The sequence below is a fragment of the Lysinibacillus sp. ACHW1.5 genome, assembly GCF_022014815.1.
Taxonomy (GTDB): domain Bacteria; phylum Bacillota; class Bacilli; order Bacillales_A; family Planococcaceae; genus Lysinibacillus; species Lysinibacillus capsici.
Window position 1 is genome coordinate 4421965 of record NZ_CP091777.1, and the last position, 14104, is coordinate 4436068.

Sequence of the window (14104 nt, forward strand, 5' to 3'; positions counted from 1 at the left end):
AATTATACCCAGCGACCAACAATTGGATAACGCCAAGGTTCATCAGACAATGCTTTTACGATACCGATGATCGGTACCACAAATACCATAATGCCGAAAATGATTAAAAATGGTAAGCCAATAAGGACAAAGCTTAAACCAACAGAGATAGCAATTAAAACACCCATGACAATTTGGAATAGCAGTGCTTGAATAGAAATTGCCTTTACTTCCTCATCCGAACTAATTAAAAAGAAAATAATGGGCACTAACCATGGCGCAAAAAATGCACTTGCGTGTATGATTACTTTAGACCATTTAGTCTCCATCTATATCAACCCTTTCTTTGAACTTTATTCTATGTTTTATGTACTACTATTTACGGAACTATACCCGCAATAGTTTCACATTAAGAAAGATTTTTTAAAATTTTTTTGAAAGGCTGTGAGGAGCGTTGGAATTTAACAACACATTAGCAAATGAATATGAAAAGGGTATTCGCCGTACATTGCCTAGTTATGATGCCATGCTACGTTTAATACAAACTTTTTATCATTCTAGGCTATCAGAAAATGCTAACATGCTAGTCGTGGGAGCAGGAAGTGGCAATGAAATTATACAGCTTGCAGAAGGAAGACCTCACTGGTCATTCACTGGCATTGATCCATCAGAATCCATGCTTACTATAGCTAAAGAGCGTTTACTCACTCTTCCTAATGATATGTCATTCCATCAGGCTACAATACTTGATGCTTCGCTGCCTTCTACTCAGTATGATGCGGCAAGTTGTGTTCTCGTCTTGCATTTTATTCATGATTATAAAGAAAAGCTCGAAACAATAACAGAAATAGCAAGACATTTGAAACCTGGAGCACCATTTGTCCTTGTTTCAAAATATGGTCAGCTAGGCTCTTTAGAAACAGAACTACAATTTGATTTATGGCGTTCTTATTGGCTACAGCATACTAGACTTTCTTTATCCGATGTAGCAGAGATGGAAAAATCCATTCGTTCCCTTTCTTTTATGAGTGAAGAGGAAATTTTAACACTTTTACAAAGTGCGGGTTTTACTAAACCTTCTAGATTTTTTGCCACTACTTTGTTCGGTGGTTGGGTATGCTTTAAAGAGGAGAGCTAACAATTTTGTAGTAAATAATTTGAGGTGAAAACCGTGATAAGCACCATTGGCATTACAAAGCAACAACAATTGTTAAAGGATTTTCCATTAGAAGAGATACATCAGCAAGAATTTGAATGGTATTGGGTTGATTTTAATTGTCCTACAGCCGAGGAGGAATCATTGTTGGATACATTTTTCCACTTTCACCCTCTCGCTATTGAAGATTGCTTAATGAGGTTGCAGCGTCCTAAGCTCGATTTTTATGATGATTTTCATTTCTTTGTCATTCATCGGGTAAACGAAGAGACGTTAGCTGCGGAGGAGGTTAATATTTTTGCCTCCAATAAATTCATCATAACCTTCCATAAAAATCCTGTCCCTGAGATAGAGAAGGTGCAAAAGATGCTGGAAAACCAACCGAAGAATTGGGAGCGAGGTACTGTATACCTAACGTATCAAACTATCGATAAAATTGTTGACAGTTATTTTCCACTCGTTTACAAAATTGAAGATCATCTAAATGCTTTAGAAGGTGAACTTACATACCAAAGTAATGTAAATGCCATGAAAATTGTCTTCGAGTTCCGTAGTGACTTGCTTGACTTAAGACGTACTATTTTACCAATGCGTGATCTTTTATATCGCATTCTCAATTCTTACCGTTTCTCACTAAAAAAATCGGAGAGAGCTTATTTTGGAGATATCTACGACCATCTACTTAAGCTAACAGAGATGGTTGAATCTAATCGAGAGCTTACAGCAGACATGCGGGATAGTTATATGGCTATGAGTTCTAGCCGCATGAATGGCATTATGATGACTTTAACAATTGTATCTACTATCTTTATACCACTTACCTTCATTGCTGGTGTGTATGGGATGAATTTCGATAACATGCCTGAGCTACATGGGCAATACAGCTATTTTATTGTACTTGGGATTATGATAATTATCGTTATCTTTATGTTGGCTGTCTTTAAACATAAAGGCTGGTTTAAACTGTTTAAACCATAAAAAGACTGCTCGTTTTAATGAAAACGAGCAGTTTTTTTAATCTATTAATACGGTCCTCTGTCATCAATCTTATTATCACCCTGCTGTGGAAATAAAAAGTAGGCTAATACCCCTGATCCCAAAGCTGCACATATGGTAATTAATAATTGCTCAATATCTGGTACCTCAGCATGGTAGTTTCGTAGCATATAAACAGAACCAATGGCAACAATCACCATGACAGGAATAACAAATTTAAAACGTTTTTTCTCCATACCACCCCTCCTTCCATTTTTATTTTCGTACGATTTTTAGATTGCTAAACAGTTCGTATTTTACAGGTTTCCTATTTTAAATTCAAATTTACATCGCTTCACCATTTGGACTAACAATAAAGTAAAAAAATAAAGAAATATCCAATTTTTTAACCAAATATTCAGCAAATAATAGTAAAATAGATTTAATCCCATTTATTTATTAAATATACAAACCTAACAAATTTCAAAAGTGCTTATTTACTTACAATTTATTATGGATATTAAGAATGGAGCAAATAATAATGAGTTGGTTTTCAAAAAATAGTAGTTCTAGCTACGCAATTACATTAACACCTGAAAATTTTAAGAGCGGTGTACAGTTAGATGTATTGAACCACCCCAATCTTCAAAAACAATTACAACTTTTAAATTTAACACTTGAGGATTTAGCTATCATTAAGCAGCTACAGCCTTTAGCTAAAGACTTAATTCCTGAAATGGTGGAGAAATTTTATGCAGCCATTAGTTTGAGCCAAGATTTACTTGATATTATTAATAGAACATCACATATTGATCGTTTAAAAATCACGTTACATAAACATTTAAGTGACATTTTTGAAAGTCATATTAATGATGCCTACATTGCTGAACGAAAAGCCATTGCTGAGGCTCACGTTCGAATTGGCTTGCAGTCAAAGTGGTATATTGCCTCATTCCAGTCACTCACTACTACTTTTGCAAACTTTGTGAATGAGGTGGATATTTCTAAAACAGATGCTATTCGTGCTATAAACGCATTTTGTAAAATTATTAATTTTGAGCAACAACTCGTGATTGAGGCATATGAAAAAGAGGAAGAACGTATTCGCTCAGCAGCAGATGCAACAAAAAATTCCCTTGTAACGACGATCCAAAGTACTGCAGAGGAGCTTAATGCCATAAGTGAAGAAACAGCCGCATCATTATTAGTGATTTCCTCACAAACAGATGATATTGCTGTAGCGACCAAGCAAGGATTGAGCTTCGTAGCAGATACACAGGAAAAATCAAGACGGGGCCAACAGCAATTGAAAGAACAAAATGATTTAATCCAAGTTATTTTGCAAAGTGTCAATGGTCTTGAGGTAACGATGAACCAACTACGTACCTCTTCTCAAAAAATTTCTGAAATTGTTGGACTAGTTACAGGCATTGCTGATCAAACCAATTTATTAGCATTAAATGCTTCTATTGAGGCTGCACGAGCTGGCGAACATGGGAAAGGTTTTGCAGTAGTAGCTGAGGAAGTTCGTAAGCTTGCTGAGGAAACAAAAAATGCCGTCCAAAATGTTTCACATCTTATTAAGGAAACAGAAAGTAATATTACGACTATGGCTAATTCAGTTATTAATGTTGATCAAAAAATTCAACATAGTGTCAATACACAAGAAAGTTTATCCAAGTCATTTAATGATATTGCAGATGCAGTTTCTGGCATTCAGCAGCAATACGTAAATACATCTAGAGATATTTCTGCCATTTCCAATTTAATCACTGAATTATCACAGGGCGCTACGCTAGTCTCTTCTTCTTCCGACTCGCTCATTAATGTTGTCAATGAACTAAATATGTAAAATAAAAAAGGGAACTCATTTGGAGTTCCCTTTTTCCTTAATGTGGCAATGCACGTTTTTGTTTACGGTGCTCTCGTCTTGCTGGCCCAGTTTCAAATAAACGCTTCTCTTCATCTGTTTCAGGATAGATTGAGGGAACTGGTACGGGTTTCCCTTCCTCATTTACTGCAACCATCGTGACAAATGATTCTGTCGTTAATTTTTCCTCGCCAGTCTCAATATTGCGAGAAACAACGCGAACATAAACCTCCATTGAAGAACGTCCTGTAGACGAAACAATACTCTCGATTTCAAGAATATCTCCTACATGTGCAGCGGATAAAAAATCAACCGAATCAATAGAAGCTGTCACTACAAGGCCTTTCGCATGTTTCATTGCTGTAATAGCAGCAATTTCATCAATATAAGCTAACACTCTTCCACCGAAAATAGAATTGTGATTATTTGTGTCTGGGGGTAATACGAGACGCGATTGAACCGTACGTGATTGGCTCATGGGTACAGCGTTGTTTGGCATAATTCTTGCAACTTCCCTTCTCATGTTGTTCTTTCGTCATCGTATCGCAGAAAAAGAGCTGATGCAAATTTAGAACGATTTTTTCATCGAAATAAATTTCATATCAGTCATTTCTTCTATAGCCCACTTAATTCCTTCACGTCCATAACCACTCATCTTTACTCCACCATATGGCATGTTATCTACTCGGAATGTCGGAATATCATTAATAATGACAGCACCAGCCTGTAATTCATCTGCTGCATATAAAGCATCTGACAATATATTCGTGTAAATACCTGCATTTAGGCCAAGGTCCGACTCATTTACAAGTCGAATTGCGTCGTCTAATGTTTCATATGAAACAATTGAGACGATTGGTGCGAATGTTTCCTGACAAACAATTTTCATACCAGCTGACACATTCGTCATAACTGTTGGCGTTAAAGTACGTTCAGTAAATACGCCTCCAGTTGCAATCATAGCCCCCTGTTCTTGTGCCTCCTCAATCCATTCCCTAATACGTTCCACTTCATTTGGATTTATCATGGCACTAACATCTGTTGTCTTCTCTAATGGATCTCCTACTATAAGCTTTTCTGTTTCTGCAACAAATGCTTTAGTAAATTCATCAATAATGGAGGAATGCACATATATACGTTGTAACGAAATGCATACTTGTCCCGCAAAGTTAAAAGCACCGCTTACACAACGACTGATAATTTTATTTATCGGCGTAGATGGTTCGACAATTACTGCTGCATTAGAACCTAGCTCTAAAGTTACTTTACGTAAGCCTATTTTTTCTTTAATTTTCAAACCAACCTTACCACTACCTGTAAAGGTTACTTTTTTGACGTATGGATGTGTGACAAGCGTATCACTAAGCTCACCTCCACTTCCTGTCACAATTTGTAATGCCCCATCAGGTAATCCTGCCTCTCGGAAAATTTCAGCCATAACGATAGCACTTAGTGGCGTTTGTGTTGCTGGCTTTAATACAACTGTATTGCCTACTGCAAATGCTGGACCTAACTTGTGTGCCACTAAATTGAATGGAAAATTAAATGGCGTAATGGCAGATATTACACCTAAAGGTTCTCTTTTTGTCCAGCCTATTCGATCCCCTGCTCCAGGGGCTGCATCCATTGGAACCGTCTCACCTTTTGCCTGTTTAGCTCCCTCAGCCGCAAATTGATAGGTTGCGATTGTACGGTCAATTTCAGCTAAACCTGCAACAATAGGTTTTCCAGCCTCCAAGGCTAAAATCTCTGCAAGTTCTTCTTTTCTTTGTCGCATCATATCAACAACTTTATATAATATTTCGGCACGTTCGTAGGCTGTTGTCTTTTTAAACGATTGGAATGCCTGCTGCGCACCTTCGATAGCTTTCTCTACATCTTGAATAGATGCTTTAGCTACATGAGCAATAACCTCACCGCTATATGGAGAAGCTAGCTCATAGCTTTCCTCTGCATCATGCCACTGACCATTAATCCAAAGTTTTGTATCCTTCATCCTTCAAATGCACCTCCAAATAATCATGTTCTTCTTTATTCTATCACGAAGAACTTGAACTAGACGCAATGGCAGCTGCACTAACCGCTGCAATCATTGCTGCTTGCTGTGCTTGGATTAATAGCTCAATAGAAGACATAATGGTCATGGACAAAGACTTTTGTACCTTTGCCATATCATAAATAGCAAATTGTACAGCCATAAAGAGCACAAATTCACGATGCCATTTTAATAACTTCATGTCTTTTAATTCATGGTATAAATCAATCAACCCTTGAAGTTGTGCTTTATCCAGGTTAAGTATGGCTAAAAAGCCAAGTAAAGGATAATGCATAGCCTTGACTTTAACGTTTTGCTTTTTGAGCCCATCACGAAGGGTTACAACATCGGGTACTAGCTGACCATCAAATTTGGGTGATAAAAATGTTAATACCTGTGAAAGCCATTGTAGCTCATTGCCAGCATTAAAATTATATGTTCTTAGTTCTTTATAGTATCGATTCATGGTATCCGCGCGCAATTCAACATCATCAGATGGACTGCTTAATAATATGGCATAAGGAATGTCCTCATAGGAGGTTAAAAATGGATGATGTTTACGTATAGCATCAAATAAGGCTCTTGCCACCTGTGCATGCGTCTTTTTATCCTGTTCATCCTCCGTCAAGAATTGTGCTCCGATATAGCTAAAATTGCCGCTTCTGAATTTCGCTTCCTTTAAGATGCTCACATTTGTAAGTAAATTCTTCACTGCCTTTTCTGCATCATCTTGCTCCATGAGATTGGCAGCAATACTATATCCAACGGTTGTCCGTAAAGGAGAAAGCCATGAAGATTGCTTCTTCATCTCTTGTAAAACATTTTTATACTTCATTGCATCAAAAGTTTTTCCTGAGGCTACAAATGTACTAGCAATAGCTAACACAATTTTACGGTCCACCGTCCAGCCTGCAGCCTTTGATACCTCCTCTACTGTATTGGCAAATTCATTTTCAATCATCACATAATCCATATTTATCACACTCCTTTACCCGTTTTACGTAACATAATGTGAGAAAGATTCACCCTCTTTGTAACAATTAACATAAAAAGTAAACATAATTTAATGTATGTTACTTACTTTATTTGATTTAATAGAAAATATTAACAACCTATAAAGGAGATATGGCCGATGTTAGCAAAAACCACAAAGAAACTATTATTTACCATGACCTTAAAGGATCGATTAAATCTATTCCTTTTCCTAAAAAATTCATCCAATAATATCGCTTTACATACTCTTTTCCATAAAAATTAATATCAAAACACTTGAACGCCCAAAATCAATATTCATCATTCCTATAAGAAAAGAGTCATGTGTCCTAAAGCCTCCCTTTCCATACAATAACTTTTCTACTTCCAGATAAAAAAACAGCGGCAGAAAAACTTTGCCGCTGTACAGATAATCTGTTAAATTAATCCTAGCTCTTGCAGCTCTTCAGATTTGAAGGCTCTTGACCTTGTTAGGAAACGTTTTCCTTCTACGCCCTCGAGTGAAAACATGCCGCCTCTGCCGTCCACCACATCCAATATGATTTGTGTATGCTTCCAGTAATCATATTGATTTTTGTGCATATAGAAAGGAGCACCACCCACTACACCAAGGCACACATCCTGATCTCCTATTAGCAAATCCCCTTCTGGATAACACATTGGTGAGGAGCCATCACAGCATCCGCCTGATTGATGAAACATAACGGGCCCATGTTTCCCTTTTAATAGATCGATTAGTGCTAGCGCTTCTTCCGTAGCTAATACACGTTCAACCACGCTCATGCACCTCCCTACGAATTAGAAGAAACCAAGTTTGTTTTCGCTATAGCTTACTAATAAGTTTTTCGTTTGTTGGTAATGCGCTAACATCATTTTATGATTTTCACGACCAACACCCGACATTTTGTAGCCACCGAATGCAGCATGTGCAGGATATGCGTGGTAACAGTTTGTCCAAACACGACCAGCTTGAATTTCACGACCGAAGCGATATGCCGTATTAATATCTCTCGTCCAAACACCTGATCCTAAACCATATAATGTATCATTCGCAATTTCCAATGCTTCCTCTTTCGTTTTAAATGTCGTGACAGCAACTACTGGTCCAAAAATTTCTTCTTGGAATATACGCATTTTATTATGTCCTTTGAAAACAGTTGGTTTAATGTAGTAGCCATTTTCGAAGCCTTCACCCACATTATTTTTGTCTCCTCCAATTAGACATTCTGCACCTTCTTGCTTACCAATATCTAAATAAGAAAGAATTTTTTCCATTTGCTCACTAGATGCCTGTGCACCCATCATTGTGTTTGGATCAAGTGGGTTGCCAACTTTAATGGCTTCTACTCGCTGTAATACGCGCTCCATAAATTTATCGTAAATAGATTCCTGAATCAGTGCACGGGAAGGACAAGTACATACTTCCCCTTGATTTAGAGCGAATAGCACAAAGCCTTCAACAGCTTTATCTAAAAAGGCATCATCTTTATCCATAATATCTTCAAAGAAAATGTTTGGCGACTTACCACCCAGTTCTAATGTTACTGGAATAAGATTTTGAGAAGCGTATTGCATAATTAAACGCCCTGTTGTTGTCTCACCTGTAAAGGCAATCTTACCAATGCGTGGATTTGATGCAAGCGGTTTCCCTGCTTCTAAGCCAAATCCATTCACAACATTAATGACACCTGGTGGTAGTAAATCTTCTATTAATTCTAAAAGCACCATAATAGATGCTGGTGTTTGTTCTGCAGGTTTTAATACGACACAGTTTCCAGCTGCAAGTGCTGGTGCAAGCTTCCATACAGCCATTAATAACGGGAAGTTCCAAGGTATAATTTGGCCAACTACGCCAATTGGCTCGTGGAAATGATAAGCAACTGTATCGTTATCTATTTGGCTTACTGAGCCCTCTTGAGCACGTAATACCCCAGCAAAATAACGAAAATGATCAATTGCAAGAGGGATGTCTGCATTTAATGTTTCGCGTACCGCTTTACCGTTATCCCATGTTTCAGCAACGGCTAGCTTTTCTAAATTTTGCTCAATACGGTCCGCAATTTTAAGTAAAATGTTTGCGCGTTCTGTTGGTGATGTTTTGCCCCATGCATCCTTAGCAGCATGTGCCGCATCTAATGCATGTTCAATATCCTCAGCTGTGGAACGTGCTATTTGTGTAAAAACTTGTCCAGTAACAGGAGTAACGTTATCAAAGTATTGACCCTTCACTGGGGGTGTCCATTCGCCACCGATATAATTATCATATTTCTCTTTGAATTGAACTACCGATCCTTCAGTGTTTGGAAATGCATAAACCATTTTACTTCTCCCCTTTACACAATTTAATGAGAACTATCTACAAAAAACGTTATTTTATATCGGAATAACAATATTTTCATAGAAACCCTCTCACCTAATATATTGTCAGAAACATAAAATAATTTCAACTTTTTCAAAAACTTTTCCAACTAATTTATTTTTGCTAGAAAAGCTTCTAGCATTCACTGTAAGTGCAACGTTAAGGTATACTTAAAAATAATATAAAATATAGGAGAACAATATGCGTATTAATAAATATTTAAGTGAAACAGGCATCATATCTCGTCGTGGCGCTGATAAATGGATAGCAGAAGGAAAGGTAACAATTAACGGAGAAGTGGCAACAGTTGGTAGTCAAGTTGAAACAGGAGACATTGTTTGCGTGGATGGAAAAGAGGTAAAGAAAGAACAACAGCTTGTTTACATTGCTCTAAATAAACCTGTCGGCATTACAAGTACGACAGAGCGTCATATAAAAGGCAATGTTGTTGATTTTGTCAATCATCCTCTACGTATTTTTCATATCGGGCGTCTTGATAAGGAATCAGAGGGGCTATTGTTATTAACGAATGATGGTGATATCGTCAATAAAATTCTACGTGCTGAAAATCATCATGAAAAAGAATACATTGTTCAAGTTGATAAGCCTATAACTGCTCAATTCATCCAAAAAATGGGTGCAGGTGTCGATATTTTAGATACAACAACCCTACCATGCCATGTGGAAAAGATTTCAGATAAAGTATTTAAAATCATTTTAGAGCAAGGCTTAAACCGCCAAATTCGTCGAATGTGCTCAGCACTAGGGTATTCCGTTAAGCGTCTACAACGCATTCGTATTATGAATATTAAGCTTGGTAATTTAAAGGTAGGGCAATGGCGTGATTTAACGGAGAAGGAACGAACAGAACTATTCAAACTACTCAATTACACACCAAAATAGATACATCCAAGGGGAGGGACGAGGACTATGATATCCATTCAAAGCACAGAACAACTAACAGGGGTAAGAATTAGCGCGGATTATTGGGATTTAAATGAACTAATTAATGCTATTTATAAAGTAACTGGTGACGAAAATAAATACTATGATTATCAGGGTCCTCGACTACGTATTTTAAGCGTTTGCTATAAACTAAGACATGCTATGCTTGGTGAGCATCACCTAGAGTTTGTTAGTAATGGACTTAATAAGAGCGTTCTAACACAACATGAACTCATCTTTCCAAATAAGAATGTCTATTTTTCAACAGACATTCTTTGGCCAGAAATTATCTTTAGTGCAATCGCATTAAATGATTTTATTGAACTGCACCAAAAATTAAACAATGCTTCTATATGGAATCATGAGATAGCTATTATACGCAAATTTCAAGCGGCTATTGCTGAATGTTTAGAGCAGGAGATAAGTGACGAAGATTATGGTGTGTTTTTAAAAATGTTACATGCTAAAAATCCCTTAACTTTCCGTTTTGCAACTCAATACGTGGATATTCTAAATCTAGAATATATTGAATTAAGTAAAGAGGAACGTCAGGCACATTTAGCTGCATTTGCTGTGCGATTACTGGTAGAGGACCATGAATATGTAGCATTAAAATCCCATCTAATGGAAGCAGCTATTGCAACGAAACAAGCATTACATGATATTCAAATTCAACTTAATTATCCTGAAGAAATATTGTGGTGAACGAATCATGCCGTCTCAAAATAATCGAGACGGCTGTTATTCTATTCAATTGTTTTGTAGGCCATTTTATAAATAACTTCCTGGTGCTGAGGATAATCTGCTAAAAGCTCTTCCTGTGTGAACAATTCAAAGTCCTCAAAGTCAAAGCCTGGCGCCACCATACATCCGACTAAACTAAACGTTTCAGATTCCTCCACCGACGAGCCGAAAATTGTATGCTTTGGTACTGCAAGCTGAGGGACTTCACCCGCTTCTATATTCAAGCCAAGCTTCTTCGCTTCATATGTCCCATCTGGGAAAATCATATGAACGGTTAGAGGGCTTCCTGCGTGATAATACCATAGCTCGTCCGATTGTAGACGATGAAAATGTGAGATATCCTGTGAGCGCAGGAGGAAATATATACTAGTATAAATTGGTCTCTGTACATCTCTCACTGCTATATCGTCCGATGCACGAAACGATGAAATGTAATAGCCCCCTTCAGGATGTTCGGCTAACTTTAAATGTTCAATAAAATATTGTGCTGAATACTTCAAAAAGCATCACTCCTTTTTTCAACCTTACCAAAAAGTAAAGTGGAAATGCTACCTCTGATTTTCTTTCAACATACAAGCCAAAAAGGACATCTCAGCATGAGATGTCCTACCATTTTTATAATCCGCCTAAATAAGCTGCCTTTACTTGCTCGCTCTCTTGTAGCTCTTTTGCTGAACCAGATAAAACAATACGCCCTGTTTCCAGTACATATGCACGGTTAGCGACAGATAATGCCATATTAGCATTTTGCTCTACAAGTAATACGGTTGTTCCTTCTTTATTAACCTGCTCAATAATATTGAAGATATTTTTCACCATCAACGGTGCAAGACCCATCGAAGGTTCATCCATTAATAACAGTTTTGGTTTTGCCATTAAGGCGCGCCCCATCGCCAGCATCTGCTGTTCCCCACCAGACAATGTACCTGACTGCTGTTTTCGGCGCTCTAATAATCGTGGAAATAACTCGAAAACATGATCCATATCTTTCTTAATACCTGCTTTATCATTACGCAGATACGCACCAAGCTCTAAGTTTTCCTCAACTGACATATTGGCAAAAACACGGCGTCCTTCTGGAACGTGAGAAATCCCTGATTTAACAATAGTCTGTGCCGCTTTCCCAGCTATCGAAAAGCCTTCGTATTCAATAATGCCACCTTTTGGCTTTAATAAACCTGACAATGTCTTTAAGAGTGTGCTTTTTCCAGCACCGTTTGCACCGATTAACGTTACAATTTCACCCTCGTTTACTTCTAAAGAGAGGCCCTTTAATGCTTGGATGTTGCCATAAAAAACATCGATATTTTGTACTTTTAGCATTAGCCGATAACCTCCTCACCAAGGTACGCTTCTATTACCTTTGGATTGTTGCGAATTTCTTCTGGTGTTCCGTCAGCGATTAATTGTCCGTGATCAAGTACGTAAATGCGCTCACAAATACCCATAACTAAGCTCATATCATGCTCAATCAGCAATATTGTTAAGCCGAACTCTTTACGAATAAATGCAATTAGCTCCATTAAATCATGGGTTTCTTGTGGGTTCATCCCTGCTGCTGGTTCATCCAATAAAAGCAGTTTGGGATTTGCCGCTAACGCACGAGCAATCTCTAAACGACGTTGCATCCCGTATGGCAAATTCTTAGCTAGCTCGTCTTTATAGACATCTAAGCCAAAGATTTTTAAGAACTCAATGGACTGTTGCTCCATTTCGGCCTCACCTTTGAAATGCATAGGTAAACGAAAAATAGAAGCCCACATAGAATGCTTTGCAAGTGAATGATTGGCTACCTTTACATTGTCAAGAACAGATAGCTCTTTAAATAATCGAATATTTTGGAACGTACGGCTGATCCCTTTCTGTGTAACCTGATAGGGTGCAAGTCCATTCAATTTCAGACCATTAAAAGTAATTGTACCTTCCGTAGGTGTATATACCCCTGTTAACATATTAAAGCTAGTTGTTTTCCCAGCTCCGTTTGGCCCAATAAGTCCTACCAACTCGCCTTGGTTAAGGTACATATTAACACCCTGTACTGCCTTTAAACCACCAAATTGAATACCCATATTTTCAACATTGATAAGAAGGTTTCCAGTCATTATTTCGTACCTCCCTTTTTACCAAACTTAAATAATTGTGTTATCTCTTTCGTTCCCATTAAGCCTGTTGGACGATAAAGCATCACGATAATTAATACTAAACTGTAAATAATCATACGCGTTTCTGGGAAGTTTGCTAGATAAGTAGACACGACTGTTAGGAAAATCGCTGCAATCACTGAACCAGAAAGACTTCCTAAACCACCAAGTACAACGTAAATTAAAATATCAAATGATTTTAAGAAACCGAATGTTGTCGGTTGGATAATGTAAAAGTTATGTGCAAAAATGGCTCCCGCTAGACCTGCGAAGAAAGACCCAATAGCGAATGCAACAACTTTATAGTAAGTTGTGTTAATACCCATCGCATCTGCTGCTATTTCATCTTCTCGAATGGAAATACACGCACGCCCATGACGAGAATTTGTAAAGTTTGAGATCACTAGAATCGTTAACACTACGCCAAAGAATGCGTATGTCCAGTTCGATAAATATTTAACCTGCATCCCTGCGGCGCCACCAACATAATCCGTATTTAAAAAGATAATACGAATAATCTCTGCAAATCCAAGTGTAGCAATCGCTAAGTAATCCCCTTTTAAACGAAGCGTTGGAATCCCTACGATTAAACCAGCAACTGCTGCTGCTACAGCCCCTAATAGGATGGCCAATGGGAATGGTAACATTAACTTTGTTGTAATAATAGCTGATACATATGCTCCCACTGCAAGGAATCCAGCATGCCCAATTGAAAACTGTCCAGTAACACCAATAACAATATGCAAGCTGACAGCCAACATGATGTTAATACACATTGTGATCAACATATTTTTATAGTACAAATCAATTACTTCTGTTGTAATCAACAATTGTACAACTGCATAGATGACTAGCGCTATTACGGCATAGCCCCAGAAAACTTTAGACTTTTTCATAAAACCGCTCA

General features: G+C 37.7%; 16 protein-coding genes and 1 pseudogene. 6 read left to right on the forward strand and 11 right to left on the reverse strand.

The genetic code is table 11. The features are described from left to right. Window positions 1–2: 2 nt before the first annotated feature. Window positions 3–308 (reverse strand): DUF4870 domain-containing protein, encoded by a 306-nt coding sequence (locus tag L6W14_RS22290; protein ID WP_048395538.1) that lies wholly within the window; start codon window positions 306–308, stop codon window positions 3–5. A 125-nt stretch (window positions 309–433) separates the two neighbouring features. Between L6W14_RS22290 and L6W14_RS22295 the strand changes: the two genes are divergently transcribed. Beyond that, entirely contained in the window at window positions 434–1117 is a 684-nt protein-coding gene (locus L6W14_RS22295) for a class I SAM-dependent methyltransferase (RefSeq protein WP_237898901.1), read from the forward strand. Window positions 1118–1150: 33 nt separating this feature from the next. Then, on the forward strand, window positions 1151–2113 hold the full coding sequence (corA, locus tag L6W14_RS22300; RefSeq protein ID WP_048395530.1) for a magnesium/cobalt transporter CorA: 963 nt from the start codon (window positions 1151–1153) through the stop codon (window positions 2111–2113). 44 nt (window positions 2114–2157) lie between these two features. On the opposite strand, the gene L6W14_RS22305 is transcribed toward corA, so the two are convergent. Beyond that, entirely contained in the window at window positions 2158–2367 is a 210-nt protein-coding gene (locus tag L6W14_RS22305; protein ID WP_066038316.1) for a hypothetical protein, read from the reverse strand. Window positions 2368–2651: 284 nt separating this feature from the next. Here L6W14_RS22305 and L6W14_RS23230 point away from each other — a divergent pair. Further along, window positions 2652–3197, forward strand: a pseudogene (locus tag L6W14_RS23230) (protoglobin domain-containing protein); the annotation flags it as partial. Window positions 3198–3317: 120 nt separating this feature from the next. Further along, window positions 3318–3962, forward strand: coding sequence for a methyl-accepting chemotaxis protein (locus L6W14_RS23235; RefSeq protein ID WP_237901022.1), 645 nt, complete (start codon window positions 3318–3320; stop codon window positions 3960–3962). 37 nt (window positions 3963–3999) lie between these two features. Here L6W14_RS23235 and L6W14_RS22320 read toward each other — a convergent pair whose 3' ends face one another. The 5 genes from L6W14_RS22320 to adh all read right to left on the reverse strand — a co-directional run bounded on the left by L6W14_RS22320 (window position 4000) and on the right by adh (window position 9327). Continuing rightward, a complete protein-coding gene (locus L6W14_RS22320) occupies window positions 4000–4479 on the reverse strand; it encodes an acyl-CoA thioesterase (protein ID WP_004233566.1) in 480 nt (159 codons plus the stop codon). 69 nt (window positions 4480–4548) lie between these two features. Further along, window positions 4549–5976, reverse strand: coding sequence for an aldehyde dehydrogenase family protein (locus tag L6W14_RS22325; RefSeq protein WP_237898902.1), 1428 nt, complete (start codon window positions 5974–5976; stop codon window positions 4549–4551). A gap of 43 nt (window positions 5977–6019) precedes the next feature. After that, complete coding sequence (locus tag L6W14_RS22330; protein ID WP_131521801.1) at window positions 6020–6988, reverse strand: DUF4003 family protein; 969 nt, start codon at window positions 6986–6988, stop codon at window positions 6020–6022. Window positions 6989–7425: 437 nt separating this feature from the next. Next, on the reverse strand, window positions 7426–7785 hold the full coding sequence (locus tag L6W14_RS22335; RefSeq protein ID WP_237898903.1) for a DUF779 domain-containing protein: 360 nt from the start codon (window positions 7783–7785) through the stop codon (window positions 7426–7428). 21 nt (window positions 7786–7806) lie between these two features. After that, a complete protein-coding gene (gene adh, locus L6W14_RS22340) occupies window positions 7807–9327 on the reverse strand; it encodes an aldehyde dehydrogenase (RefSeq protein WP_004233561.1) in 1521 nt (506 codons plus the stop codon). 241 nt (window positions 9328–9568) lie between these two features. On the opposite strand from adh, the gene rluF reads away from it, so the two are divergent. Next, the gene (gene rluF / locus L6W14_RS22345; protein ID WP_131521799.1) at window positions 9569–10270 is read left to right on the forward strand and encodes a 23S rRNA pseudouridine(2604) synthase RluF; all 702 of its coding nucleotides are present in this window, start codon (window positions 9569–9571) and stop codon (window positions 10268–10270) included. Between the two features lie 27 nt (window positions 10271–10297). Then, complete coding sequence (locus tag L6W14_RS22350; RefSeq protein ID WP_237898904.1) at window positions 10298–11017, forward strand: DUF6904 family protein; 720 nt, start codon at window positions 10298–10300, stop codon at window positions 11015–11017. A gap of 41 nt (window positions 11018–11058) precedes the next feature. On the opposite strand, the gene L6W14_RS22355 is transcribed toward L6W14_RS22350, so the two are convergent. The 4 genes from L6W14_RS22355 to L6W14_RS22370 all read right to left on the reverse strand — a co-directional run bounded on the left by L6W14_RS22355 (window position 11059) and on the right by L6W14_RS22370 (window position 14093). Then, the gene (locus tag L6W14_RS22355) at window positions 11059–11556 is read right to left on the reverse strand and encodes a cupin domain-containing protein (protein ID WP_131521797.1); all 498 of its coding nucleotides are present in this window, start codon (window positions 11554–11556) and stop codon (window positions 11059–11061) included. A gap of 115 nt (window positions 11557–11671) precedes the next feature. Then, on the reverse strand, window positions 11672–12379 hold the full coding sequence (locus L6W14_RS22360; protein ID WP_048395515.1) for an ABC transporter ATP-binding protein: 708 nt from the start codon (window positions 12377–12379) through the stop codon (window positions 11672–11674). Further along, window positions 12379–13158: an ABC transporter ATP-binding protein gene (locus L6W14_RS22365; RefSeq protein ID WP_131521796.1), complete on the reverse strand. Its 780-nt coding sequence runs from the start codon at window positions 13156–13158 to the stop codon at window positions 12379–12381. The genes L6W14_RS22360 and L6W14_RS22365 overlap by 1 nt, the downstream gene beginning before the upstream one ends. Continuing rightward, window positions 13158–14093 carry a branched-chain amino acid ABC transporter permease gene (locus tag L6W14_RS22370; protein ID WP_016992163.1) on the reverse strand — a complete coding sequence of 312 codons (936 nt, stop codon included), beginning with the start codon at window positions 14091–14093 and terminating at the stop codon, window positions 13158–13160. The genes L6W14_RS22365 and L6W14_RS22370 overlap by 1 nt, the downstream gene beginning before the upstream one ends. Window positions 14094–14104 lie beyond the last annotated feature (11 nt).

Excerpts from the sequence above, each read along its gene's own strand:
- L6W14_RS22350 (WP_237898904.1), top strand. The coding sequence starts at position 10,298 with ATGATATCCATTCAAAGCACAGAACAACTAACAGGGGTAAGAATTAGC.
- rluF (WP_131521799.1), top strand. The coding sequence starts at position 9,569 with ATGCGTATTAATAAATATTTAAGTGAAACAGGCATCATATCTCGTCGT.
- L6W14_RS22320 (WP_004233566.1), bottom strand. The coding sequence starts at position 4,479 with ATGCCAAACAACGCTGTACCCATGAGCCAATCACGTACGGTTCAATCG.
- L6W14_RS22305 (WP_066038316.1), bottom strand. The coding sequence starts at position 2,367 with ATGGAGAAAAAACGTTTTAAATTTGTTATTCCTGTCATGGTGATTGTT.
- L6W14_RS22290 (WP_048395538.1), bottom strand. The coding sequence starts at position 308 with ATGGAGACTAAATGGTCTAAAGTAATCATACACGCAAGTGCATTTTTT.
- L6W14_RS22360 (WP_048395515.1), bottom strand. The coding sequence starts at position 12,379 with ATGCTAAAAGTACAAAATATCGATGTTTTTTATGGCAACATCCAAGCA.
- L6W14_RS22325 (WP_237898902.1), bottom strand. The coding sequence starts at position 5,976 with ATGAAGGATACAAAACTTTGGATTAATGGTCAGTGGCATGATGCAGAG.
- L6W14_RS22365 (WP_131521796.1), bottom strand. The coding sequence starts at position 13,158 with ATGACTGGAAACCTTCTTATCAATGTTGAAAATATGGGTATTCAATTT.
- adh (WP_004233561.1), bottom strand. The coding sequence starts at position 9,327 with ATGGTTTATGCATTTCCAAACACTGAAGGATCGGTAGTTCAATTCAAA.
- L6W14_RS22370 (WP_016992163.1), bottom strand. The coding sequence starts at position 14,093 with ATGAAAAAGTCTAAAGTTTTCTGGGGCTATGCCGTAATAGCGCTAGTC.
- L6W14_RS22330 (WP_131521801.1), bottom strand. The coding sequence starts at position 6,988 with ATGGATTATGTGATGATTGAAAATGAATTTGCCAATACAGTAGAGGAG.